We start from the raw sequence: 23,157 nt of genomic DNA on the forward strand, positions 1-23,157 counted from the left end.
CTCCTTGTCATGTCTATAACTTATGCACTAGCCCATAAAACGGTTAATCACGCATAAAATTATATCGGTCATATCAACAGTAATGCATCCGTATTGCGATTTAATTCACGTTCATCTACGGATTCAAGAATGGAATCGGTGCCTATCCGAGTAAGTAGGAACAAATAACAAAGAACATATCGATCCATGCACGCAACAGAATATACATTTGCAGTACACTCCATGTACAACGTTAGCGTAATGTAAAAATCTAGACCTTCTATATCATACTTGCCAAGCACCCAATAATCCAGCTTTTTATCGCCTTTTTATAAATAAGATTCATGAAAGCGGTTAACTTTGACACAAATTATAACTCTGGCTCATTTTGAATTATAATGGTTCTGTAGGAAAAGCAACTTGTTATAACGGAGGAAAACACATGAAGCTTGAAGCCATAGCATACACTCTCTCAGATGCAAAATTAGCCTTGTCTGCAGGTGCTGATCGTATAGAGGTAATATCCGCTCCATCGGAAGGGGGGCTAACACCTAGTCTTGGGTTTGTAGAAGAATTGCGAGAACAGACGAGTAAAGATATTCGAATTATGATCCGCCCTCATAGTCGTCACTTCATCTATGATGCAGATGATGCATCCGTACTTATTCGTGATGCAGAGTTACTTCGTAATCGAGCCATTGATGGACTAGTGTTCGGAGCCCTAACACCGGAAGGACTGGTCGATGAATCTTTATTAGTAAAGATTCTCGAAGCTTCTGGGGGCTTACCTATCACGTTTCACCGAGCATTCGACGAGATAAAAGATCAGGAACATGCATTACGTACACTGTCACAGTATTCGGAAGTAACACATATTCTCACTTCTGGAGGACAGTCCTCTGCACTTAAAGCCATAGATCAGATCAAAAAGCTTCAAGAACTGGCTACTACCCTGGGTACAATCTCCATTTTGGCAGGAGCGGGTCTTACAGTTGAGGCATTACCTGAATTCATTCGGCAGACCGGCGTCGATGAAGTTCATCTCGGTTCAGGTATCCGTAGTGCATCGAACATACTGAATCCTATCGATTCGCGCCTTGTCTCTGCTGCACGTCTAATTCTGAACGAAGAGGAGCTTGCTCGTCTTACATAGATCCACCGTATTATTATGCGCTAGTTCTATACAGAGCATGAATATAAAAAAGGCTGCCCCTAAGTCGTAATGACTTCGTGGACAGCCTTTTTCATTTAAATTATTCTTTGCTATGGGAAGAGACGTTAATCCGAGTTACTGCTCTTTGCAAAGCAAGTTCTGCACGACGGTGATCGACTAGATCACGATTTCCTTGCGAGTTCAAGCGACGCTCGGCACGCTCTCTTGCAGCTTTGGCACGTTCCACATCGATATCCGTCGAACGTTCAGCGCCTTCAGCCAAAAGAATAACTTTATCTTTTTGTACTTCAAGAAATCCTCCATGTACCGCGAGTGTTGCACGTGTATTGCCACTCTTCACGCTAATAGGAGCTACTTTCAATGGGGTTACCAAAGGTACGTGACCCGCAAGTATGCCGAGTTCCCCTTCCTCTCCGCGAACGGACAGGCTTTCCACCTGTTCAGAGAACACGATACGTTCAGGTGTAACAATCTCTAATAAAAAGGTGTTCAATTGCAACCCTCCTCAAAGCCCTCTCAGAAGAGGAAACCATGACTTGAGGACATAACCAAGATGTATCTTCAAGCCTATGTTTCCCTCATTCAGAGATAAACTCTATATTACAGCGATTTTGCTTTTTCAACAGCTTCTTCAATTGGACCTACGAATAAGAAAGCTGCTTCTGGAAGATCGTCATGTTTGCCGTCCAGAATTTCTCTGAAACTGCGAACGGTATCTGCGATCGGTACATATTTACCAGGGAATCCGTTGAATTCTTCCGCAACGTGGAATGGTTGGGAAAGGAAACGTTGGATACGACGCGCACGGCCTACGATTTGCTTATCTTCTTCACTAAGCTCATCCATACCTAGAATGGCAATGATATCTTGAAGCTCTCTGTAACGAGCAAGAAGTTGTTTTACTCCTTGTGCTACATTGTAATGCTCTTCACCAACAACCTCAGGCGTTAAAATCCGGGAACTGGAAGCCAGTGGATCTACCGCTGGATAGATACCCATCTCAGAGATTTTACGCTCAAGGTTCGTTGTAGCATCCAAGTGAGCAAATGTTGTAGCTGGAGCTGGATCCGTATAGTCATCCGCTGGAACATAGATTGCTTGGATAGACGTAACTGAACCTGTTTTGGTAGAAGTAATACGCTCTTGCAATTGACCCATTTCTGTTGCCAAAGTAGGTTGGTAACCTACGGCAGAAGGCATACGTCCGAGCAATGCGGATACTTCTGAACCGGCTTGAGTGAAACGGAAGATGTTATCTACGAATAGAAGCACGTCACGGCCTTCTTTATCACGGAAATACTCAGCCATTGTCAAACCTGTCAATGCTACGCGAAGACGCGCACCTGGAGGCTCGTTCATTTGACCAAATACCATCGCCGTTTTTTGAATAACACCGGAATCTGTCATTTCATGATACAAGTCATTACCTTCACGAGTACGCTCACCTACACCGGCAAATACCGAGATACCGCCGTGCTCTTGAGCGATGTTGTGAATCAATTCTTGAATCGTAACGGTCTTACCAACACCGGCACCACCGAACAAACCAATCTTACCACCTTTAGCATAAGGAGCTAGAAGGTCGATAACCTTAATCCCTGTTTCCAGGATTTCAGATTGTGTGGACAATTCATCGAAAGCCGGGGGCTGACGGTGAATTGGGTTTCTTTCAGCAGTTGTTACCGCACCTTTATTGTCGATTGTCTCACCCAAAACGTTAAAAATACGTCCAAGTGTAGCCTCACCAACAGGTACGGAAATGGGAGCGCCTGTATCCAACACTTCTGTTCCGCGAATCAAACCGTCCGTGGAGGACATCGCGATACAACGAACCAGATTGTCACCTAAATGGTTGGAAACTTCGAGGACCAAGTTATGAACGTTACCTGCTTGGTCTTTCTTTTCGATTGTAATGGCATTGAAAATTTCAGGTAGTTGACCGCGTTCGAATTCAACGTCGACAACCGGGCCCGTAATACTGACAACGCGTCCTTTGCTCATCTTTCTTGTTTCCCTCCTCAAAGCCTGCGAATTTAACAACATAGAAAAAATCTCATGCTCATAGTCATCCGCAAACTATCATTGTAACCTGTTTATTTAATTTTGTGCGTTAGCTCCTGCTACAATCTCCGTAATTTCTTGAGTGATTGCAGCTTGACGTGCACGGTTATAAGTCAGTGTCAATTCGCCAATCAACTTGCTTGCGTTTTTGGTTGCATTGCCCATTGCCGTCATCTTAGAACCAAGCTCACTTGCCTTACCTTCGAGCATTGCCCCGTAAATGATGGTCTCCGCATATTTCGGTAGAAGCACTTTAAGTACTTCTTCTGGAGATGGTTCATACTCATAGCTGGCAGTTCCTTCAGATACCTTGGCTTCCGGTTGTTCAAACGGAAGAAGCTTTGTAATCGTAGGCTCTTGAGTAATGGCATTGATGAACTTGTTGTACGCAATGTACACTTCATCATATTGTTCATCCTCAAAACTACGTACAGCTGCATAAGCCAGAGACTTAATATCAGCAAAAGCAGGAGCATCTGGAAGTTCCGTGACCTCAGCTACAATCGGCAATTCCCGGCGTCTAAAGTAATCGCGGCCTTTACGTCCGATAACGAACAAACCGTAATCTGCCTTGGAAGCATGATTTGCCTTAATGGTATCCATCGTTGCACGAAGAATATTGGCGTTGTACCCACCAGCAAGACCAGCATCAGAAGTAATTACGATATATGCTGTTTTCTTCACAGGACGATGCACCATCATAGGATGCTTAATTCCCTGAGATCCTGCAGCAATACCATTTACGACTTCACGAAGCTTGTCAGCATACGGACGAGAAGCTTGTGCTTTCTCCTGCGCTCTTCTAAGCTTCGCAGCAGCAACCATCTCCATTGCCTTCGTAATCTGACGAGTGTTTTGGATACTTTTGATCTGACGCTTTATTTCGCGAATCCCTTTTGCCATGATTTCACCACCTTAAAGTTTTGGCGAAGCCAAAACTAACTTCGAAAGCATAAGCTTGTTTTGGCGAAGCCAAAACTAACCCTGAGTGCATATACTAAATGACGCTATACTGATCTAACTTGCAATTCCTTCTAGTACAGAGAGGATATCTCATGAAATTGGATGACGAATCGAATCAACATCCAATTTCACAGATGAATTAAGCTGATACAGCAAAGCCTTTTTTGAATTTCTCAATAACATCTTTCAAAGCGGATTCATTGTCAGCTGTCAAATCCTTAGTATCACGGATAGATTGCAAAACATCACCATGGTTAGCATCCACAAAGTTCAAGAATTCTTCTTCAAAACGACGAACATCAGCAACTGGAATTTCATCCAAATAACCTTTAACCGCCGTGTAAAGACTAACTACTTGCTTCTCAACTGGAAGAGGTTGATGTACACCTTGTTTCAAGATTTCCATCATACGTGCACCGCGGTCTAGGCGGGCTTTCGTAGATTTATCCAAATCCGATCCGAATTGGGAGAAGGCTTGAAGCTCGCGGTATTGAGCCAGATCCAGACGCAGGGAACCTGCTACCTTTTTCATCGCTTTGATTTGTGCGGAACCGCCGACACGAGATACCGAGATACCTACGTTGATCGCTGGGCGTTGACCTGCATAGAACAAGTCCGACTCCAAGAAGATCTGTCCATCGGTGATGGAAATTACGTTTGTCGGGATATAAGCAGATACGTCAGAAGCTTGAGTCTCAATAATTGGAAGGGCTGTGATGGAACCTCCACCTAACTCTGCGCTAAGCTTCGCTGCACGCTCTAGAAGACGGGAATGCAGATAGAATACGTCACCTGGGAACGCTTCCCGGCCCGGTGGACGACGAAGCAACAGGGACAACTCACGATAGGCTGCAGCTTGCTTGGACAAGTCATCATAGATAATGAGGACATGCTCACCTTTGTACATAAAGTACTCGGCCATAGCTACACCCGCATAAGGTGCGATATAAAGAAGTGGTGATGGATCGGAAGCGGCAGCAGTAACTACGATAGTGTAGTCCAAAGCACCGTGCTTACGAAGGGTTTCAACTACGTTAACAACCGTAGATTGTTTTTGTCCGATAGCTACATAGATACATTTTACGCCATTACCTTTTTGGTTAATGATCGTGTCAATTGCAATCGCTGTTCTACCTGTTTGACGGTCACCAATGATCAACTCACGTTGACCTCGGCCGATTGGAACCATAGCGTCGATAGCTTTAATCCCTGTTTGCATTGGCTCATGTACGGATTTACGATCGATAACACCTGGAGCGTTATTCTCTACAGGACGGAATTCCGTTGTATTGATCGGTCCTTTACCATCTACGGGTTGACCGAGCGGGTTAACTACGCGGCCTAGTAATGCGTCACCAGCAGGAACCTGCATGATTTCGCCTGTACGTTTAACTTGACTACCTTCACGGATCTCTTTGTAAGGTCCGAGAATAACGACACCGACATTGCTTTCCTCAAGGTTGAGGGCAAGACCGTATACGCCATTTTCAAATTCGAGTAGTTCGTTAGACATTGCGTTCTCAAGTCCGTGAACACGGGCAATACCATCACCCACTTGAATAACGGTTCCAACTTCGGCCACTTCGATTTCGGTTTTATATTGTTCGATTTGACTCTTGATCAGTGTGCTGATCTCTTCAGGTCTGATACTCAAGTATTTCACCCCTATCTTCAGTGCTTATCTTCGAAAAGACTTTTCAAGGCGTTCTAATTTGCCGGCAAGACTACCATCATAAAGCGTATCGCCAATCACAACTTTCATTCCGCCTAGCAATTTTGTGTCTACAATGTTGTGGACACGAATTTTTTTATGAACCAATTCCCCGAATTCCTTAGCAACGTTTTGCTGCTCTTGTTCATCTAGTGGGTAAGTGGTGTATACATCAGCATTCGCAAAACCTAATGCTTCGCTAGTAATCTTGATATAACTATCTCGAAGCTCCGGCAAAATATCTGCTCTTCCACGTTCGATAAGCAACTTGATAAGAGAGATTACGGACTCGGACAATTTACCTTTAAGACTGGTATCAATAATCTGCCATTTCGCTTCTTCAGAAATATTAGGTGATGTAATGAAAGCTACGATGTCTTTATCAGAAGTAAGTGCTTCAACTACAGCCGTCAATTCCTGTTCCACTTCTAGCGTGCGGCCATCCTGCGCGGCAGCTTCATACAACGCTTTGGCATACCGTTTGGCTACGACCGTTTCGCGGCTCATGATTTGCCACCGACTTCTTTGAGATACTGGTCAACCAGCTCTTCTTGCACGTTATCTTCTTTGACTTCTTTCTCAAGAAGCTTGGAAGCAATCTTCACGGAAGCGATACCCACTTCACTGCGAAGTTGTTCAACTGCTTTGTTCTTCTCGTTCTGGATATCGCGAACTGCATCGTCCTTGAGACGAGTAGCTTCGTTCTTAGCCAAGTCAACGATTTGAGCTGCTTGTTTGCCGCTCGTTTGTTTGGATTGCTCAATAATGTCATAGGCCTGCTGGCGTGCTTGTTGAAGGGCAGCCTTCTGCTCTTCGACATAACCAATCGCCTGCTCACGTGTATTCGATGCTTCAGTCAACTGTTGCTGGACGAGCTCGCGACGTTTCTCCATGATGGAGAACAGCGGATCGAACGCATACTTACTCAAGAGCCAATAAAGAATTGCAAATGCAATTAGCCCTAGTACGAGTGATTCCCAATGGAAAGACAATCCAGGTCAACCCCTTTCCGGTGCACGTTCATCTATATTGTTTGATGCTTTTGTTTCCTAAAAAGAAGGCGTGGAGGGCACTGCCTTCCCCGCCATTACGTATCTGTGACTTAAGCTGCTGCGTAGAAAATGAACGCAAGTACTACCCCGATAATCGGAAGTGCTTCTACCAAACCTACACCGATAAACATCAACGTTTGAAGCGTGGATTTAGCTTCTGGTTGACGAGCAACACCTTCAACTGTCTTACTGATAATCAAACCGTTACCGATACCTGCACCCAACGCGCCCAAACCAACTGCGATTGCAGCGGCAATATATGCCATAACTCCCATTTGTATAATCCTCCTCAGAATTGTGTAATAGATTTTTTTACTTATATTTAGTTCATCTCAGGAAAGATAGATAGCTATCTTCCTAAAACGAATTTAATAACTTAGTGCTCGTCATGCGTCTCCAAAGCTTGAGATAGATATACCATCGTAAGGATAGTAAATACAAAGGCTTGGATCGATCCGACAAATATACTGAAGCCTTGCCACACTACCAATCCTAACACTGAACCTATGGTTCCTACCACACCGAGTGCGCTTAATTTGATTAACACTGAAATTAAGACTTCTCCAGCAAAGATATTACCGAATAGACGCATTCCCTGTGTTAAAAGCTTCGAGAATTGTTCAATTAAGTTAATAGGCAGGAAGAATGGATACGGCTGCAAATAATGCTTGAAGTAGTTTCTTGGGTTCTTAATAATTCCAAGCCCGTTCGATAGAACGAATACCATCAGAGCAAGGCCCATAGCTACGGATGCATCAGCTGTAGGTGATTTCCACCAAGCTACGCCCACTTCAATATGCTCACCTCCCGGATTGCTTGCATGTGCTTTATCCAGCGCATCTACAACAGTAACAAGAGGATGTCCGAAGATTTGTGCTTTATCGACCTGTGAATATTCTGTTACTAAGCTAAATGGCAGGCCAAGCATATTACCTACAAAGATAAACATAATCAGTGTCATGCCCAGCTTAAGAAAAGGCTTACCTTTCTTCAAATCCATAGTACTTGAGATCAGCCCTAGTACGAATTCAACAACCCATTCCATAAAGTTCTGCATTTTCCCTGGATTTTCGACCGATAATCTTCTTGTTCCGAGTCGGGCAAGAACGAAGACGATCGTACAAGTAACGACCAACATTATTACGATTGCAAGGTCAATATTCAATCCACCCAGTTTAATAATCGGTGATTCATGCATGTTTTCTCACCCCTTTCTCGTCTGAGAAGTCTTAGCTATTACTCTTGGAGAAACGAATACCGATAAATAGGATAAGAAATTGAGCCAGAACCAAACTTCCCACAACTGCGAACACATTAAAATACATGGGTAACTTCACAGTCATCATAACGGCCAGAATACTTAATGCTGCGCGTACTCCGAACCCCATTCCCATTCGTCTAGCTGACTGCCCTGAAGCTGCTGCGTCTGTCACTTTCATGACTTTGTAACCTAAGTAATAAGCATTAATCCAGCTAACAACAGAACCTAGAATAAGTCCTTGTGGAACGCTTCGGTACGAAGGCATCAACGCCGCAAGCAATAAACATAGAGCAACAAAATACAATGTCAGCATGGTCAATACCTTACGGTATTTGGGTAGTTCACTCATGACTTTCCCCCATGACTGCTTTGATGATGGCGATGATCGATAGAGCCCCGATAAAAACGCCGAGCAAAACTCCGAAAGCGGTCCCAATTCCAGACAGACCCCAATTCTTGTCCATCCATGAACCAAGGTAAAAACCACCTAAGGTGCAAGCAGCTAGATCAATTCCAATCGCACTAACAAGCCCCATGGCTTTGAGAGCACCACTGCTATTTTCCTCGGATTTCTTCGACTTATCTTGTCTCTTCATTTCATCCCAACCTTATAATCCCAGTTAATTTTACTGAATGTCACAAGACTTTGTCAATTGGCGTATTTAGGCCCGTTTTGCTCCAATTTGGGGTTTTATCGGTTATCTCATGCTCATCAAAGCCACGTAATCCGTACAGTTGAACTGTATACTGTTGTGTTTGTTTAATTATACAGTAATTTAGGCCTTTGTGAACGTTCTGTGAAATTCTTTTGGACGATCTTTTAATCTCCCAAAATGATGCAAAATGGCTTGGGTAATTCTTGGTGAGGCTTGTCCATCCCCATAAGGGTTCGCGGCATGACTCATTGATTCATACACAGATTGATCTGTCAAAAGAACCCGGGTTCTTTCATACACATCCGCTTCTTCCGTACCCACAAGTTCCAGAGTCCCCGCTTCAATTCCTTCGGGACGTTCTGTCGTATCACGCAATACGAGTACCGGCACACCAAATGATGGCGCTTCTTCTTGTAGACCCCCGGAGTCCGTCAGAATCAAATGGGTATGGGGATAGAAATTATGCAAATCTACGACATCCAGAGGATCAATAAGCTTAATTCGAGGATGACCGCCCAAAATCTCATAAGCAGGCTCTCTAACTGCTGGGCTTGGATGCACAGGGTATACAATCGCAATATCTTCAAATTCATCAGCAATCCGCTTCACAGCATTAAAAATGTTGCGGTGTGGTTCTCCTTGTGATTCTCTACGATGTGCAGTCATCAAGATTAAACGTTTGCCTTCAGCCCACTCCAGAACAGGATGGGTGTAATCTGAACGAACTGTATACTGGAATACATCCGTAACCGTGTTGCCTGTAACATAGATATGAGACTCGTTCTTGTTTTCTTTACGCAGGTTCCCTGCCGACAATTCCGTTGGAGCAAAATGCATGTCCGCAATAACCCCTGTCAACTGACGATTCATCTCTTCGGGATAAGGAGAAAGCTTGTTCCAAGTCCGAAGGCCTGCTTCTACATGGCCCACTTGAATTTGTTGAAGAAACGCGGCATAACTTGCTAAAAATGTAGTAAGTGTATCTCCATGCACTAGGACGATATCTGGTTTCGCTTCCAAAAGCACCTGTTCCAATCCTTGAAGCACACGAATAGTTACTTCGTTCAAGGTCTGGCGTTCCTTCATCACATTGAGATCGAAATCAGGTTCGATCTGGAACACCTCTAAGACTTGGTCCAGCATTTCTCTATGTTGCGCCGTAACACATACTATCGATTCGATTTCTTCTGGATGCTTTTGTAGTTCAAGAATGAGTGGAGCCATTTTGATCGCTTCAGGTCTCACTCCAAAAATAGTCATCACTTTAATTTTGGACAAAATATGTTCCCCCTTATATAGGTCCCTCGCGGGAAAGCCGCTGCCCGGATACCTGATGCTCAGGAGCCAAGGCAGCGGCACTTATACATGATGCTATGCAAAGACTTATATCGCTTCTTACTTCGTACCGTACAGGCGATCTCCTGCATCCCCAAGTCCCGGAATAATATATCCATGCTCGTCTAAATGAGAATCCATCGCTGCCACGTAGATATCTACATCAGGATGAGCATCTTGAACTGCCTTAACCCCTTCGGGAGCCGCAATCAGATTCATCATCTTGATTTGAGAGCAACCGCGCTTCTTCAATGCATCAATAGCAGCAATGGCAGAACCTCCGGTAGCTAACATAGGATCAATGACAATAAGCTCACGCTCCTGCACATCAGTAGGTAGCTTAATATAGTATTCCACAGGCTGCAGTGTATCCGGATCACGGAAAAGGCCGACATGACCTACTTTAGCCGCGGGAAGAAGCTTTAGCACTCCATCTAACATTCCAAGTCCTGCACGCAAAATAGGAATGAGGCCAAGCATCCGGCCCGAAATTACTTTGGACTCTGTCTCTGCGACAGGGGTCTGAACCGTAATCGATTCAAGGGGAACATCTCTTGTAATTTCGTAAGCCATTAATGTGGCTACTTCATCCACCAATTCACGAAAGTCCTTGGTGTTGGTCCGCATGTCGCGGATAAATGTAAGTTTGTGCTGAATTAAAGGGTGATCACACACCACCAGTTTTGCCATGATTAGTCCCTCCGGTTGGTTACTTCGAGTCCTTACCTAGGCCTGTCCTCTCAGGGAAAAGGCCAAATCCTGTTTATTATATCATTACATGGTGGCATTTTCATCTTTGATTCCAATTGGAATTATTGCCTTCAAGTTACGATCACATTCACGCTTCTCATCCATCTGAACAGAACCCCTAAGCTATATATAAAAGAAAAGCCCCTATGATATACATAGGAGCTCTTCCTTGGCTTATCGGAACGATAACTATAAATTAGTATTTCAATTCAGGATATAGCGGGTATTGATCTGTTAACGCAGCTACACGCTTACTAGCTTCCGCCAATACTTGCTCATCCTTAGGAGATTTCAGGGTCAATGCAATAACACGACCGATTTCTTCCATCGCCGCTTCATCCATACCACGAGAAGTAGCTGCCGGAGTTCCTAGACGAATACCACTGGTTACAAAAGGACTGGTCGGATCAAATGGAATTGCGTTTTTATTGACCGTAATACCGATCGAATCCAAAATATGCTCTGCATCCCGACCTGTAATGTCCAAACCACGTGTATCCACCAACATCAAATGGTTGTCTGTTCCGCCTGATACAATGTTCAGCCCTTCTTCTACAAGGGTATCTGCTAATTTTTTGGCATTCTTCACTACGTTCTCTGCATAAGTCTTAAATGAAGGTTGGAGCGCTTCACCCAATGCAACAGCTTTGGCAGCAATGACGTGCATCAACGGTCCACCTTGTGTTCCTGGGAATACAGCTTTATCAATTGCAGCAGCCCAAGGCTTGCGGCAAAGAATCATCCCTCCACGAGGTCCACGAAGAGTCTTGTGCGTAGTTGTGGTAACAAAGTGTGCATGTGGCACTGGACTTGGATGCAATCCAGCCGCCACGAGTCCAGCAATATGTGCCATATCGACCATGAACAAAGCGCCTACATCATTCGCAATGGAAGCAATGGCTTCGAAATCAATGATACGGGGATAAGCACTTGCACCCGCTACGATCATTTTTGGACGATGTTTGAAAGCGGCTTTGCGAATCTCGTTATAATCTATAGTAAATGTATCTTCTTGAACGCCATAAGCCACAAAGTTGTACAACAGACCTGAAGCGTTAACGGGACTACCATGAGTTAAATGACCGCCATGAGCAAGATTCATACCAAGTACGGTGTCGCCTGGCTTGAGGGCTGCCAAGTACACAGCAAGGTTAGCTTGTGCGCCCGAGTGAGGCTGTACATTGGCATGTTCTGCACCAAACAACTCCTTAGCACGATCACGAGCGATATCTTCTACGATGTCCACATGCTCGCAACCCCCATAGAAACGTTTACCCGGGTAGCCTTCAGCATATTTGTTCGTAAGTACCGAACCCATGGCTTCAATAACTGCCTCGCTCACAATGTTCTCGGAGGCAATCAATTCAATATTGCTACGTTGACGACCTAGTTCCAAATTCATAGCCTCTAATACGGCCGGGTCTTGTTGTCTCAAATGATCCATTTTATTCATCCTCCCATGGTCTATTGCTTTAAATCTTGTGGCTTTACTTCCCGTTCTTTTTAGTCACAAAGGTTCGAATCTTGGACGGATTCTAGCTTGTACACAGCCCTTTCTCCGCCAACTAACTTTGGCCGACTCCATGCGGCGTTGACTCTTGCTTTGCCGATGTAACGAATGTGCGGCCGATAAGGTACGGCTACCCTGCGCAGATGCATTCCAATTAGAGTCTCCCCAATGTCGACACCTGCGTGAGCTTCAATGGTCTCAGCCAGACAAGGATTCTTCAACCTACGAAAAGCTCCAGCCGCCATAGAGCCCCCTGCCTTAGGGACGGGAATGGCGCTAACTTCAGAGAGACCTAGTCGCTCCAATAGTTCACGTTCCATGACCAGTGCACGATTCAAATGTTCACAGCACTGAAAGACAAGATCAAAACCATACTCTAATCGAACCTGATCTAAGCCCTCATACAACGCCGCTGCGGTATCCACTGCTCCATTCGTACCGATGTGACTTCCTGCAACTTCACTTGTACTCACGCCAATGACAACTACTTTACCAGGGCCTAAGTTCGCGGCCTCTGCCAATTCAGTCAGGACGCTAGCTGCCTGTTCACGGACAGACATCACTTCGTGATCTGAGTTCATCCTCACATACCTCCCTGTTCGATTACTAAGCATCTTTCGGTTCGTTATGCGGTTATGACAACACCAGACGCTTACGCTCCTTATCGAAAAACGTCATCTTCCGCCGATTACTGTCTTTATTATACCGAGTTCAGCCTCGGATATCGACAGAAGGAACGGAAAAAAAGAGCAGGACGCATTCAAAGAATGCGCACGTGCTCTTTTGCCCAGGCGACCGGCCGTATACTCCAATGCTCCATCGTGGTTTCATCCACTCTCGTCGCCAGTCACATCGGATCTGCTGTTTTTCAAATTCATCATATCGGAAGCCCGAGCGTTTTGCAACCAAAAATCGATTACATTCCACGTCCATTTTTGAGCTTGTCCATCAGCTTATCTAACGCAGTTCGAATCTCTGCAGCTGTGCGGTCATATTCTTCTCGCGATCCGCCATAAGGGTCCGAAATATCATAGACAGGAATCCGCTGCCTCAGTTCAATCATACGTTCCCCTTCTGAGGGTGTTAAGGATTGACCTAGCGAATTTTGAAGTGCTTTGGAAGCAAGGAGACTATCTAGTTCCGCTATATCTTGCAACACTTGAATATCATCTTCCACATATTCCTTAAGCGTGTAGGTCTTGCCTGCTCCGTTAGGAAAATGCTGTAGAACTTGACGCTTGTGGCCTTCCGTGAGCGTAAGAATTAAATCTGCCCACTCTACGGTATCCATACGGATGGGAGACGAAGTGATCTGGTCCTTGATATGATGATCTCGAAGCACACCTTCGGCATGATAAGAAATCTGTATTCCTTCTGCCGCAGCTACACCTGCTGAGCGCACGTCTAATTGCATCTGTTCCTGCTCTGCCATTTGACGGAGCAACCCTTCCGCCATAGGGCTCCGGCACGTATTTCCTGTACATACAAATAATATCCGCAAAACGTTCCACCTCCAGCTGGCACCTATCACACTCATGTTTTTCTTTCATTGTATCAAAAGATAAACATCAGTCCAAATGCCAAAAGAACGGCTCCTCCCGCAGCTTCTCCATAATCTCCAAGACTATGACTCACTTTACGCCCTAGCAGCAAGCCTAATACGGATAGAAGTCCACCAAAGAAACCAAAGGCAAGTACAGTGAGAATAAGATTGCTATGGAACATTCCTAACGATACGCCAACAGAAAAAGAATCTACACTTACACTCATAGCAAATAACATCATGCCCCAGAATGTACGAGGATTCACCGCCTGCAATCCCCCACCGCGAAGGGAACTAACGATCATATGCAGTCCAAGTAATATGAGTAGACCCCCAGATACATACCTAGCAACTTGACCGAGCAACATGCCCAGATATTCACCTGTCCATATACCTAGCAGTGGCATGAGAATATGAAAAAGCGCAATGACTGCACTAATACGTACCACTTCGCGAAGTCTTACCCCTTTCATGCCTATGCCGATCCCGAGGGAAAAAGCATCCATCCCCAGAGCTGCGGCCATCATCACAATCGTAGCAAGCTCTCCCAGCCACTTGGCTGCCTCGTGCATCGAATCTTCCCCCCATGTCCGCATTTCTTATTAACAAACTATGCGGACAAGGGTAAGTTGATGACAGCTTATCCCCTTGCCTAATGGAAAACTGAGACAAAACAGCTAGTTAGCTAGACAAAGGTCTCGATTCGGGGAATTGTATTATAGCACTGGAACGTATAGAAAATAGAAAAGACTTGCTAGAGAAGGAACGTATAGTTCATTCTCCGAACAAGTCTAATTGTTTAGGCGCACTAGCTACAGGAGTCATGCCGAGAAGCGACATCATTTCTTTGGCATTGTCTGCTGCATCTCCGCCAGAGTTATTGTTAAAAATCATAAAAATATCTCCTGCTCCTTTGGCTACTAGCTCTTCTACATATTCACGCCACTCTGAGAGTTCTGAAGTACTATAGCGATAGAGCGTACGGATCTCACGCCAATTTGGGGCGCTGCTCATTTTCCACCCCTCCGCATTCCTGCCGTGCAGACGAATAAAGGTTTTGCCTGGAGCACCTGGCTCTGCAACGATCGGTACAGAACCTTGTCCAATCTGAGGTTCATCACACACGACATGAAACCAACCTTCATCTTTCATAAACTCTAGCGTCCGCTGTCTCGTAGAAGGCTCAAACCAACTAGGGTTTCTAAATTCTATAGCCAGAGGAAGATCCCCCATCCACTTCCGAATCGCTTTCAACTGCCTCACGTTATCAACGGTGCAATCAAACCAAGGGGGAAATTGAAACAAAATGGCATTTAATTTGTCCGCTTGGAGCACCGGCTCAATAGAATGAAGAAAAGCATCGAACATCTCTCCCGGACCAGCATAAGGTTGAGGTTTGCCTCGGGAATGACCTGTCATCCCTTGATAAGCTTTAATCAAGAAAGAAAAATGCTCAGGTGTCTGTTCCACCCAGCGCTGATAATTATGCTGGGACTGAACCGCATAGAATGAGCTATCTATCTCTACTATAGGAAAGTGACGGCTATAGACTCGAAGCTTGTCTTTAGCAGACACCCCTTTTCCATAAAGCTCCGCGTGATCTCCCCACCCCGTAAGTCCTATTCGAATCATAGTAGGTTCCCTCCTTGCCGTTACCCGATGTTTAAACTCTATTAAACATCTATTACCTCATGGCCCGCCGCTTTAAGCAGGCGGTTCATCACGGCGATGCCAAGCCCTTCTTCCGGGCAGGCTTCCGCGACCATAAAGGTCGCTCCTGCCTCGTCGAATTGGCGCAGGCCCGCATAGAGTCGCTGCGCCGCGGTCTCCAGCGCCGCGATCGATCCCAGCGAGACCGGAACGTCCGCTGGGTAGTGGCTCAGGTGCTCGTCGAACGCGAGCACCCCGGTCACTTCGCCGCGCGCCTTAGCTGCGGCGAGTTCCGCTTGGACCCGGGCCGTGACGGCCGCCGGGTCTGTTCCACGCACTACGCGCAGGCTGCCGCGCGGCGCGTAGTGCGTGTACTTCATGCCCGGCGAGCGTGGCGCCGGGCTTAGGTCTTCCCGCCCGCCGGTAGGGAGGGCGGGCTCGGTGTGGACGCTGGCCTGCGCGGCGCGGGCCAGCGCATCGGCCGTGACCGATCCGGGGCGCAGCACGGTCACGGTGCCGTCCGTGGCCACTTCGGCCACAGTGGACTCGAGGCCCACACCCGTGGGCCCGCCGTCAACAATGCCGCCGATGAGGCCAGCAAGGTCCTCCTCTACGTGGCTTGCAAGCGTTGGACTCGGTCGGCCTGACCGATTGGCGCTTGGCGCAGCCACAGGACATTCAGCGGCTGCAATCAGGCGCAGTGCCAAAGAGTGAGCCGGCATGCGCACAGCTACGGTGGATAGCCCCGCCGTCACTTTGGGCGATACCGCGCCAGGACGAACGGGGAGTACCAAGGTCAAGGGCCCTGGCCAAAAGGCATCCATAAGGCGACTCGCCGTCTCGTGGACGTCCAGCACAAGATCATTCAGCTGTGACCGATCGGAAATGTGGACAATGAGGGGATTGTCCGAGGGCCTACCTTTTGCCACAAAAATCCGTTCTACCGCTGTAGTATTTCTAGCATCTGCTCCCAGTCCATAGACCGTTTCTGTAGGAAATGCAACCGTATCTCCCTTTCTCAAAAGCTGTGCAGCTTGCTGTATGAAGATATCATCCATAATTAAAGTTGAGTTAGTCGCTTCGATTTGATCGATTAAGTTATCTTCTACATTAGTGTCTGTTTGGGCTTCACAGCCTATTTTCCAATAAGCTGTTCTGCTCCTTCCGCCTTCACGGTCCATTAGATATCGCCAACTATCCTGTCTTCGATCCATCCTTTATCCCAATCTTTCTATATGATTTTTATAAATCAACCTAATTGCTATATAACTAACGAATACGGACCTGAATGCCAATCAAAATACCTATACAAACCACAGAACCAAAAAGTCCCCTCATGTCCTTGCAGATATCATTCTACAAAGAAAAGAGAGGCACTCCTAAACTGTCTAAATTTTATCATACTATTGGAGCCTTGACCAACGGTATTACTAGCTAATCTCAGAGAATACATACTTATAAAATCTATGATAATAGCATGAATATCAGATAAATAACTTTTGTGACTCTAAGCAAATAAGTTGCCAATCCATTGAAAAATAGTACAAAGAAAATCCCATAAAAAGAATCTAACTTCTGGTGCTTTCGCATCCTTCTGCGTATCCGAAGTAGCAGCTGATGCTGTTTTCACCTCGGCCCCGTTCTTCGCTACGGCATCCCCCGTCCCTGCATCAATGAAACATAATGGCGGAAAAAGAACACACCACCAATTTTGCCCTGAGCCTGCGCCTAGAGTGACACGAACTGCTTCGTAATCTCCAGCGGGATAGACGGCTCCTCCATACATTTTTGTAGGAAAAGGTACCACGCCAAGTTCAACATGATATCCGTAAGATTTCCCATTTTCTCTGAGCGTTTGACCTACTTCATCTTCAATCTCAGGCAGCTTTGCACGAATAACTTGCCTTGCCTCATCAAGGCTCTGGGGATGATCCAGCGTCTTGACCCACGCATTCATTTGCTCAACTACCGCATCGCGTACATGACGTTTCACCAATTGATCTTCGGGTAGGTCGGAATTGGCAAGGATACGTAGGCGAATGGAGTCCTTTGGGATAGATGTCTGCGCTATAGCAGCGTTCGTCTTTTGCCCTTCCCAAGACATTAGTAACACTGCCATGCTAAAACAGATCAAGGCCACACTGCGTACCCACTCCCGCTTTGACTCTCTACGCTTCCATACCATCCTTGTTTCCCCCTCACGATGATCCTGATGTAAATTAGTATGTCCGCGGCTTGAGGAGGCTAAACCTATGAATCTATTATAATATTAGATATTAATAGATTTTAAGCTTTCGCTAGAGGATTCTAGAGGAAATTCCTTTTTCTAATAAACTTCATGAAAAAAGAACCTGAACTAACGTAATTGTACTTTACGTCAGTTCAAGTTCTTGTTCAGGAAATACTTGCTATCCTTCTATGCCTTGCCTCGAGCTATAGCTTTCCCGCTACGTCCGACCGAAAGATCATCTTCATTCTGCTGACCATGCATCTTCACACTCATGGCAATCCCTAGACAGGCCATATTGATTAGCAGAGAGCTACCGCCATAACTAATGAATGGTAATGTAATCCCCGTGAGTGGAAGTATACCCATAAACATCCCTACATTTTCTAAAATCTGATAGAGCCACATCGATACAATTCCGACAATTAATAGAGGGCCTGCCCGATCTCTACATTCTAATGCAATTAAAATTAATCTATGGATCATAATGAAATAAATCAAAAGCATAATAGAACATCCGAAAAACCCAAATTCTTCAGCTGCTACTACAAAAATAGAATCGGCATACGTGTAAGGGACACGACCAGTCTGAGTATATGCCCCTTTCATATATCCTTGGCCAAACATTCCTCCTGAAGCAATGGCTATACTTGCGTTTTTCGTATGATAAACTGCTTTTTTAGAAGCTTTTTCAGGAAGTAGCCATGGGTCTATGCGGCTTAGCCAATGTTCTTTATTACTATTGCTTAAAGCTTTCTCAATCTGATCATGGTACGTTACGTAAGACTTAATGCCCACAGCCAAAGACACCGCAAGAATAATAAGAATGAAAAGTGTGTGTGAGTATTTCATTTTTCCTATCCACAGCATACCAAGTAAAATCACTAAATAACTTAATCCGTTTCCAATGTCATTTAAGGCCATAGCTAACGCAAAAGGTAGAAATGTAACTAAACTTAATGGAACAACATCTCGCAAGAATGTTAGTCTGAGTTTATATTTACGAAGAAGAAGTGCAGATAATGTAATAATCAAAATAAGTTTAAATAATTCCGCTGGTTGGACATCAAGCTTAATGACCGGTATAGTGACCCAACCTTGGGCACCATTAACCTCACCGCCAAAAAATTTCACGAAAAGTAATGATAATATTCCAGCACCAAAGATATATAGATAGAACTTAATTAGCACTCTATAATTGACAAATGCCATTCCGAAAAAAGCGATAAATCCTAATATATAGTTGATAACCATTTTTTTATCTAAATGTGCATATTTAGGTGGTGCAGTAGCAACAGCGCTATGAATTAATAGGATACTCATAACCATAAATGCCACTAATATTACAACAATGGACCAATCCATTTGTTTGAACTTCCTGAACATGAACAAGCTCCCTCCAGCATTCTATGATCCGTGTGATCTTACTTCACCGAATAAGGATCACGGACGTCTCACCGAATCCCGACCTTATCTAATGCCTATTAACTTTTTCTCTCTATAGTAATTCTCTATGGTATAACACGGCTTCTCTTCTTTCAAGGCCGACGACTTAGCAGGTTATAGCTTGTTACAACAGACAAGTGCTATCCTCTTTAACCTATTATGCCTAGCTCTACGGCTTCGTGCAAATAAGTTACTTCCCCCCTCTAATGTCTATGTAGGTAAGGCAAGCCTTCTACCTTGTATATTCAGTGGTATCCCCTAAAATTACCCTATTAGAATAAAAGTGAAAAGTAGACAAATGCGGAATCAAACTGCCTTTCGCATGTTTAAGTACATGTTTGATTAATACGCGGAAAAGCATTGGGCATATCTAACCCAAAACGAATTTTTCATTAGCAGAAAGGAAGACAAACAGACCTTTCAGAAACTCAAAAGCCTGTTCATCTGGAGTTTTGATACTTTATGGTCTAAATAGTTAGTTAAAGAATTATTTACGAACCCCTACTACATGACGCTCTATGCCAGCAAAGTCATTTATAATGTAAACCTCCGACCAGTGCCCTGCACTGCGCAGTAATTCCGCTACATCCTGAGCTTGGCCCATCCCGAGTTCAAAACCAATTAATCGAGGAATCGAAGCCAGCAAGGAGAGTTGATCCATCATCATGCGGTAGGGAGCCAGACCATCCGGTCCTCCATCTAAAGCAAGGCGCGGCTCGTAGTCTCGAACTTCAGGCTGCAATACTTCAATATCCGCCGCTGGAATATACGGTGGATTGGACACTAGGATATCCATTGTCTCTCCAGTAAAAGGCTTCAACAAGTCCCCTTGTCTGCACTCCACAGAAAGTCCAAGTCTCTCAAAATTAGACTTCGCTACTGCCAGTGCATCGCCTGACAGATCGCCCGCCGCCATGTGCCATGCCGGGCGCAGATGCTTCAAGGTCGCGGCAATGGCGCCGCTCCCTGTACCAATGTCCACCGCGCGGGGTGCCCCGCTCGGCCACAGCTTCTCGCCTTCGGCGGCAATGGCTTCCACCAGTAGCTCCGTCTCGGGCCGCGGGATCAACACCGACGGCGTGACCTCAAAGGTCAAGCCGTAGAACTCCTGCTCCCCCGTGATGTACTGCGCAGGCTCGCCCGCCGCCTTCCGGCGGATGGCTGCTTCCCATCGGGCGGATGCGCCCGCTGGGAAGGGCTCGCGCAGCGCCGCCCAATACGTGGCGCCGCTAAGATCCAGCACATGCCGTAGCAATAGCTCGGCGTTCGCATTCGGCTCCTGAATTCCCGCCGCCTCCAAAAAAGAAGAAGCCTCTAAAAAGGCTTCTCTTAACGACACTTGCTCAGACATGCTAAATTCCGCGGAATATAGCAACTTTATTCTCCCCGGTCCATCATATCCGCTTGCTCCGCAATGGTGAGGGCAGAGATGAACTCTTCGATTTCACCATTCATAATCTGATCCAGCTTATGAACAGTAAGACCAATACGGTGATCCGTTACACGGCTTTGCGGGAAGTTGTACGTACGAATTCGCTCACTGCGATCTCCTGTACCCACTTTGCTCTTCCGCTCTCCCGCATACTTCGCTTCTTCTTCTTGACGTTTCATATCAAAGATACGTGCGCGTAGCACTTGAAGAGCTTTATCTTTGTTGGAGTTCTGCGATTTGCCATCTTGACATGTAGCCACAATTCCCGTGGGAATGTGCGTAACACGAACCGCGGATTTGGTAGTATTTACAGACTGCCCACCCGCTCCACTGGAACAGAAGGTATCGACTCGAATATCTTTATCGTGAATTTCGATATCGAAATCCTCAACTTCTGGCATCACCGCAACGGTAGATGTAGACGTATGGATACGACCACCGGATTCCGTCGTCGGAATACGCTGAACTCGGTGTGCACCACTCTCGAATTTCATTTTGCTATACGCACCTTGGCCGTTGATCATGAAAATCACTTCTTTAAATCCGCCCAGATCGCTGGAGTTCACATCCATCACGTCAACGCGCCAGCCTTGGTTATCGGCATATCGAGTGTACATGCGATATAAATCAGCAGCGAATAAAGCGGCTTCATCTCCGCCTGCTGCTCCGCGAATTTCGACAATTACGTTCTTGTCATCATTCGGGTCCTTAGGTAGTAATAGCACATGTATTCTTTCCTCAAGCTGCGCTTGGCGGGTGGTGAGTTCTTCAATCTCCATTTTCACCATATCACGCATCTCATCATCGAGCTTCTCGGCTTGCATAGCTTTCGCTGCATCCAGTTCTTCCATCACGGTTCTGTATTCAGTAAACGCCTCATAGGAAGGCTGTAAGTCCGATTGTTCCTTAGAATAATCTCTTAATTTCTTCGTGTCACTGGCCACATTCGGATCACAGAGCAACTCGCTCAATTTGTCATAACGATCCGCAAGGGATTGTAATCTATCCAACAAGGGAAGTCACCTCTCTTGTATATAATAATATGCACGGTTTAATATGCATTCATAACGTTACATTTGCAAAGTAAAAAAACACAATATACGACTTTTTATTATATCATAGTCTATTCGATTTGAACAGAAATGTCCTTCCACCGAAATCATCAAAAAACCCCAATTGCTGTATGCAATCAGGGTCATCTGAATAGGATAATTACTCTACACGTTGAAACGGAAATGCATAATATCTCCGTCTTTTACAATGTACTCTTTGCCTTCGAGGCGAACTTGCCCACGTTCCTTAGCTACGTTCATGGTTCCAGCGGCTACGAGATCATCATAAGATACCACTTCCGCCCGAATAAATCCGCGTTCGAAATCCGTATGAATGACACCCGCGGCACCCGGTGCTTTCGTTCCTTTGCGAATCGTCCAAGCCCTTACTTCCTGTACACCTGCCGTGAAGTAAGTGTATAGACCAAGTAGGCGATAAGCAGCTTGAATCAAGCGGTCTAGACCTGAAGCATCTAAGCCCAGCTCTTCCAAAAACATCGCTTTGTCTTCTCCCTCTAACTCGGCAATTTCCGCTTCTACTTTGGCACTAATCGGTACCACTTCCGCATTCTCGGCTGCTGCAAATTCTCTAACTTGCTGCACAAATGGATTACTATCCGCTTCTGTGACTCCATCTTCACTTACATTCGCTGCATATAAAACCGGCTTAAGTGTGAGCAAATGGAGATCACGTACAATTTGACGCTCTTCTTCAGAAAGGTCAATGCTGCGTGCAGGCATATCGTTATAAAGGGCTTCCTTTACACGTTCAAGCACTTCTACTTCAAGCGAAGCCTGCTTGTTGCCACCCTTCATGTTCTTACGGGAGCGGTCAATCTTCTTCTCAACGCTATCGAGATCGGCGAGAATCAATTCAAGATTAATCGTCTGAATGTCACTGATCGGGTTGATTTTGCCATCCACATGGGTGATGTTCTCATCTTCAAAACAGCGCACGACATGCACGATCGCGTCTACCTCACGAATATGGGCCAAGAATTTGTTGCCTAGTCCTTCGCCCTTACTTGCACCACGAACCAGACCTGCAATATCAACAAATTCAAAAGCTGTAGGTACCGTTTTGTTCGGAACTACAAGTTCTGTAAGCTTATCCAGACGCTCATCGGGAACTTCTACTACGCCGACATTCGGGTCAATCGTACAAAATGGGTAGTTCGCGGATTCAGCCCCCGCCTGTGTAATTGCATTAAACAGTGTGGATTTACCAACGTTCGGGAGACCCACAATCCCTGCTTTTAAAGCCATATATGACAACTCCTCGTTATTTGTAATTGCTAATCATCTTCAACCATAGTACATATAGACCGCCAATAATTCAAGGAAAAGGGTGAAAT

General features: G+C 45.5%; 25 protein-coding genes and 1 riboswitch. Of the genes, 1 reads left to right on the forward strand and 24 read right to left on the reverse strand.

The genetic code is table 11. From position 1 onward, the window contains the following. Positions 1 to 68: 68 nt before the first annotated feature. Complete coding sequence (locus J2Z69_RS13985) at positions 69 to 224, reverse strand: hypothetical protein (RefSeq protein WP_209863828.1); 156 nt, start codon at positions 222 to 224, stop codon at positions 69 to 71. 197 nt (positions 225 to 421) lie between these two features. On the opposite strand from J2Z69_RS13985, the gene J2Z69_RS13990 reads away from it, so the two are divergent. Next, a complete protein-coding gene (locus tag J2Z69_RS13990; RefSeq protein ID WP_209863831.1) occupies positions 422 to 1,132 on the forward strand; it encodes a copper homeostasis protein CutC in 711 nt (236 codons plus the stop codon). A 100-nt stretch (positions 1,133 to 1,232) separates the two neighbouring features. Here the strand turns inward: J2Z69_RS13990 and J2Z69_RS13995 are convergent, their stop codons facing one another. The 23 genes from J2Z69_RS13995 to ychF form a co-directional block, all read right to left on the reverse strand. Further along, positions 1,233 to 1,646, reverse strand: a complete 414-nt coding sequence (locus tag J2Z69_RS13995; RefSeq protein WP_209863834.1) for a F0F1 ATP synthase subunit epsilon — start codon at positions 1,644 to 1,646, stop codon at positions 1,233 to 1,235. Between the two features lie 107 nt (positions 1,647 to 1,753). Continuing rightward, positions 1,754 to 3,154, reverse strand: a complete 1,401-nt coding sequence (gene atpD / locus J2Z69_RS14000) for a F0F1 ATP synthase subunit beta (RefSeq protein ID WP_209863837.1) — start codon at positions 3,152 to 3,154, stop codon at positions 1,754 to 1,756. Between the two features lie 96 nt (positions 3,155 to 3,250). Next, positions 3,251 to 4,117: an ATP synthase F1 subunit gamma gene (gene atpG, locus J2Z69_RS14005; RefSeq protein WP_209863840.1), complete on the reverse strand. Its 867-nt coding sequence runs from the start codon at positions 4,115 to 4,117 to the stop codon at positions 3,251 to 3,253. Between the two features lie 199 nt (positions 4,118 to 4,316). Beyond that, on the reverse strand, positions 4,317 to 5,831 hold the full coding sequence (atpA, locus tag J2Z69_RS14010) for a F0F1 ATP synthase subunit alpha (RefSeq protein WP_209863843.1): 1,515 nt from the start codon (positions 5,829 to 5,831) through the stop codon (positions 4,317 to 4,319). 24 nt (positions 5,832 to 5,855) lie between these two features. Further along, positions 5,856 to 6,395 (reverse strand): F0F1 ATP synthase subunit delta, encoded by a 540-nt coding sequence (locus tag J2Z69_RS14015; RefSeq protein WP_209863846.1) that lies wholly within the window; start codon positions 6,393 to 6,395, stop codon positions 5,856 to 5,858. Beyond that, a complete protein-coding gene (gene atpF, locus J2Z69_RS14020; RefSeq protein WP_209863848.1) occupies positions 6,392 to 6,880 on the reverse strand; it encodes a F0F1 ATP synthase subunit B in 489 nt (162 codons plus the stop codon). Before atpF ends, J2Z69_RS14015 begins: the two co-directional genes overlap by 4 nt. 110 nt (positions 6,881 to 6,990) lie before the next feature. Then, positions 6,991 to 7,215, reverse strand: a complete 225-nt coding sequence (atpE, locus tag J2Z69_RS14025) for a F0F1 ATP synthase subunit C (protein ID WP_245339306.1) — start codon at positions 7,213 to 7,215, stop codon at positions 6,991 to 6,993. A 101-nt stretch (positions 7,216 to 7,316) separates the two neighbouring features. Then, positions 7,317 to 8,138 (reverse strand): F0F1 ATP synthase subunit A, encoded by an 822-nt coding sequence (atpB, locus tag J2Z69_RS14030; protein ID WP_209863851.1) that lies wholly within the window; start codon positions 8,136 to 8,138, stop codon positions 7,317 to 7,319. Positions 8,139 to 8,169: 31 nt separating this feature from the next. Continuing rightward, the gene (locus tag J2Z69_RS14035; RefSeq protein ID WP_209863854.1) at positions 8,170 to 8,550 is read right to left on the reverse strand and encodes an ATP synthase subunit I; all 381 of its coding nucleotides are present in this window, start codon (positions 8,548 to 8,550) and stop codon (positions 8,170 to 8,172) included. After that, entirely contained in the window at positions 8,543 to 8,797 is a 255-nt protein-coding gene (locus J2Z69_RS14040; protein ID WP_209863858.1) for an AtpZ/AtpI family protein, read from the reverse strand. Before J2Z69_RS14040 ends, J2Z69_RS14035 begins: the two co-directional genes overlap by 8 nt. A 180-nt stretch (positions 8,798 to 8,977) precedes the next feature. Beyond that, complete coding sequence (wecB, locus tag J2Z69_RS14045; RefSeq protein ID WP_281069413.1) at positions 8,978 to 10,135, reverse strand: non-hydrolyzing UDP-N-acetylglucosamine 2-epimerase; 1,158 nt, start codon at positions 10,133 to 10,135, stop codon at positions 8,978 to 8,980. A 117-nt stretch (positions 10,136 to 10,252) separates the two neighbouring features. Then, positions 10,253 to 10,882: a uracil phosphoribosyltransferase gene (gene upp, locus J2Z69_RS14050; protein ID WP_209863861.1), complete on the reverse strand. Its 630-nt coding sequence runs from the start codon at positions 10,880 to 10,882 to the stop codon at positions 10,253 to 10,255. Between the two features lie 256 nt (positions 10,883 to 11,138). Beyond that, on the reverse strand, positions 11,139 to 12,386 hold the full coding sequence (glyA, locus tag J2Z69_RS14055) for a serine hydroxymethyltransferase (protein WP_209863864.1): 1,248 nt from the start codon (positions 12,384 to 12,386) through the stop codon (positions 11,139 to 11,141). 59 nt (positions 12,387 to 12,445) lie between these two features. Continuing rightward, the gene (locus J2Z69_RS14060) at positions 12,446 to 13,033 is read right to left on the reverse strand and encodes a TIGR01440 family protein (protein ID WP_209863867.1); all 588 of its coding nucleotides are present in this window, start codon (positions 13,031 to 13,033) and stop codon (positions 12,446 to 12,448) included. A gap of 197 nt (positions 13,034 to 13,230) precedes the next feature. Then, a riboswitch (ZMP/ZTP riboswitch) is annotated at positions 13,231 to 13,313 on the reverse strand. 55 nt (positions 13,314 to 13,368) lie between these two features. Then, positions 13,369 to 13,953 carry a low molecular weight protein arginine phosphatase gene (locus J2Z69_RS14065; RefSeq protein ID WP_425355013.1) on the reverse strand — a complete coding sequence of 195 codons (585 nt, stop codon included), beginning with the start codon at positions 13,951 to 13,953 and terminating at the stop codon, positions 13,369 to 13,371. Positions 13,954 to 14,006: 53 nt separating this feature from the next. Further along, complete coding sequence (locus J2Z69_RS14070) at positions 14,007 to 14,567, reverse strand: manganese efflux pump MntP (RefSeq protein ID WP_209863872.1); 561 nt, start codon at positions 14,565 to 14,567, stop codon at positions 14,007 to 14,009. A 202-nt stretch (positions 14,568 to 14,769) separates the two neighbouring features. Next, positions 14,770 to 15,627 (reverse strand): DUF72 domain-containing protein, encoded by an 858-nt coding sequence (locus J2Z69_RS14075; RefSeq protein ID WP_209863875.1) that lies wholly within the window; start codon positions 15,625 to 15,627, stop codon positions 14,770 to 14,772. A 41-nt stretch (positions 15,628 to 15,668) separates the two neighbouring features. After that, positions 15,669 to 16,859, reverse strand: coding sequence for an L-threonylcarbamoyladenylate synthase (locus J2Z69_RS14080; RefSeq protein WP_425355014.1), 1,191 nt, complete (start codon positions 16,857 to 16,859; stop codon positions 15,669 to 15,671). A 293-nt stretch (positions 16,860 to 17,152) separates the two neighbouring features. Further along, positions 17,153 to 17,830, reverse strand: coding sequence for a stage II sporulation protein R (gene spoIIR / locus J2Z69_RS14085; protein WP_209863881.1), 678 nt, complete (start codon positions 17,828 to 17,830; stop codon positions 17,153 to 17,155). A gap of 231 nt (positions 17,831 to 18,061) precedes the next feature. Then, positions 18,062 to 19,258, reverse strand: a complete 1,197-nt coding sequence (locus tag J2Z69_RS14090; RefSeq protein WP_209863884.1) for an FtsW/RodA/SpoVE family cell cycle protein — start codon at positions 19,256 to 19,258, stop codon at positions 18,062 to 18,064. Between the two features lie 547 nt (positions 19,259 to 19,805). After that, complete coding sequence (prmC, locus tag J2Z69_RS14095) at positions 19,806 to 20,669, reverse strand: peptide chain release factor N(5)-glutamine methyltransferase (RefSeq protein WP_209863887.1); 864 nt, start codon at positions 20,667 to 20,669, stop codon at positions 19,806 to 19,808. Between the two features lie 26 nt (positions 20,670 to 20,695). Continuing rightward, a complete protein-coding gene (gene prfA, locus J2Z69_RS14100; protein ID WP_209863889.1) occupies positions 20,696 to 21,763 on the reverse strand; it encodes a peptide chain release factor 1 in 1,068 nt (355 codons plus the stop codon). Between the two features lie 204 nt (positions 21,764 to 21,967). Next, positions 21,968 to 23,068, reverse strand: coding sequence for a redox-regulated ATPase YchF (gene ychF, locus J2Z69_RS14105; RefSeq protein WP_209863891.1), 1,101 nt, complete (start codon positions 23,066 to 23,068; stop codon positions 21,968 to 21,970). Positions 23,069 to 23,157: the final 89 nt, after the last annotated feature.

Source organism: Paenibacillus shirakamiensis, from assembly GCF_017874255.1.
In the GTDB taxonomy this organism is placed as follows: Bacteria; Bacillota; Bacilli; order Paenibacillales; family Paenibacillaceae; genus Fontibacillus; species Fontibacillus shirakamiensis.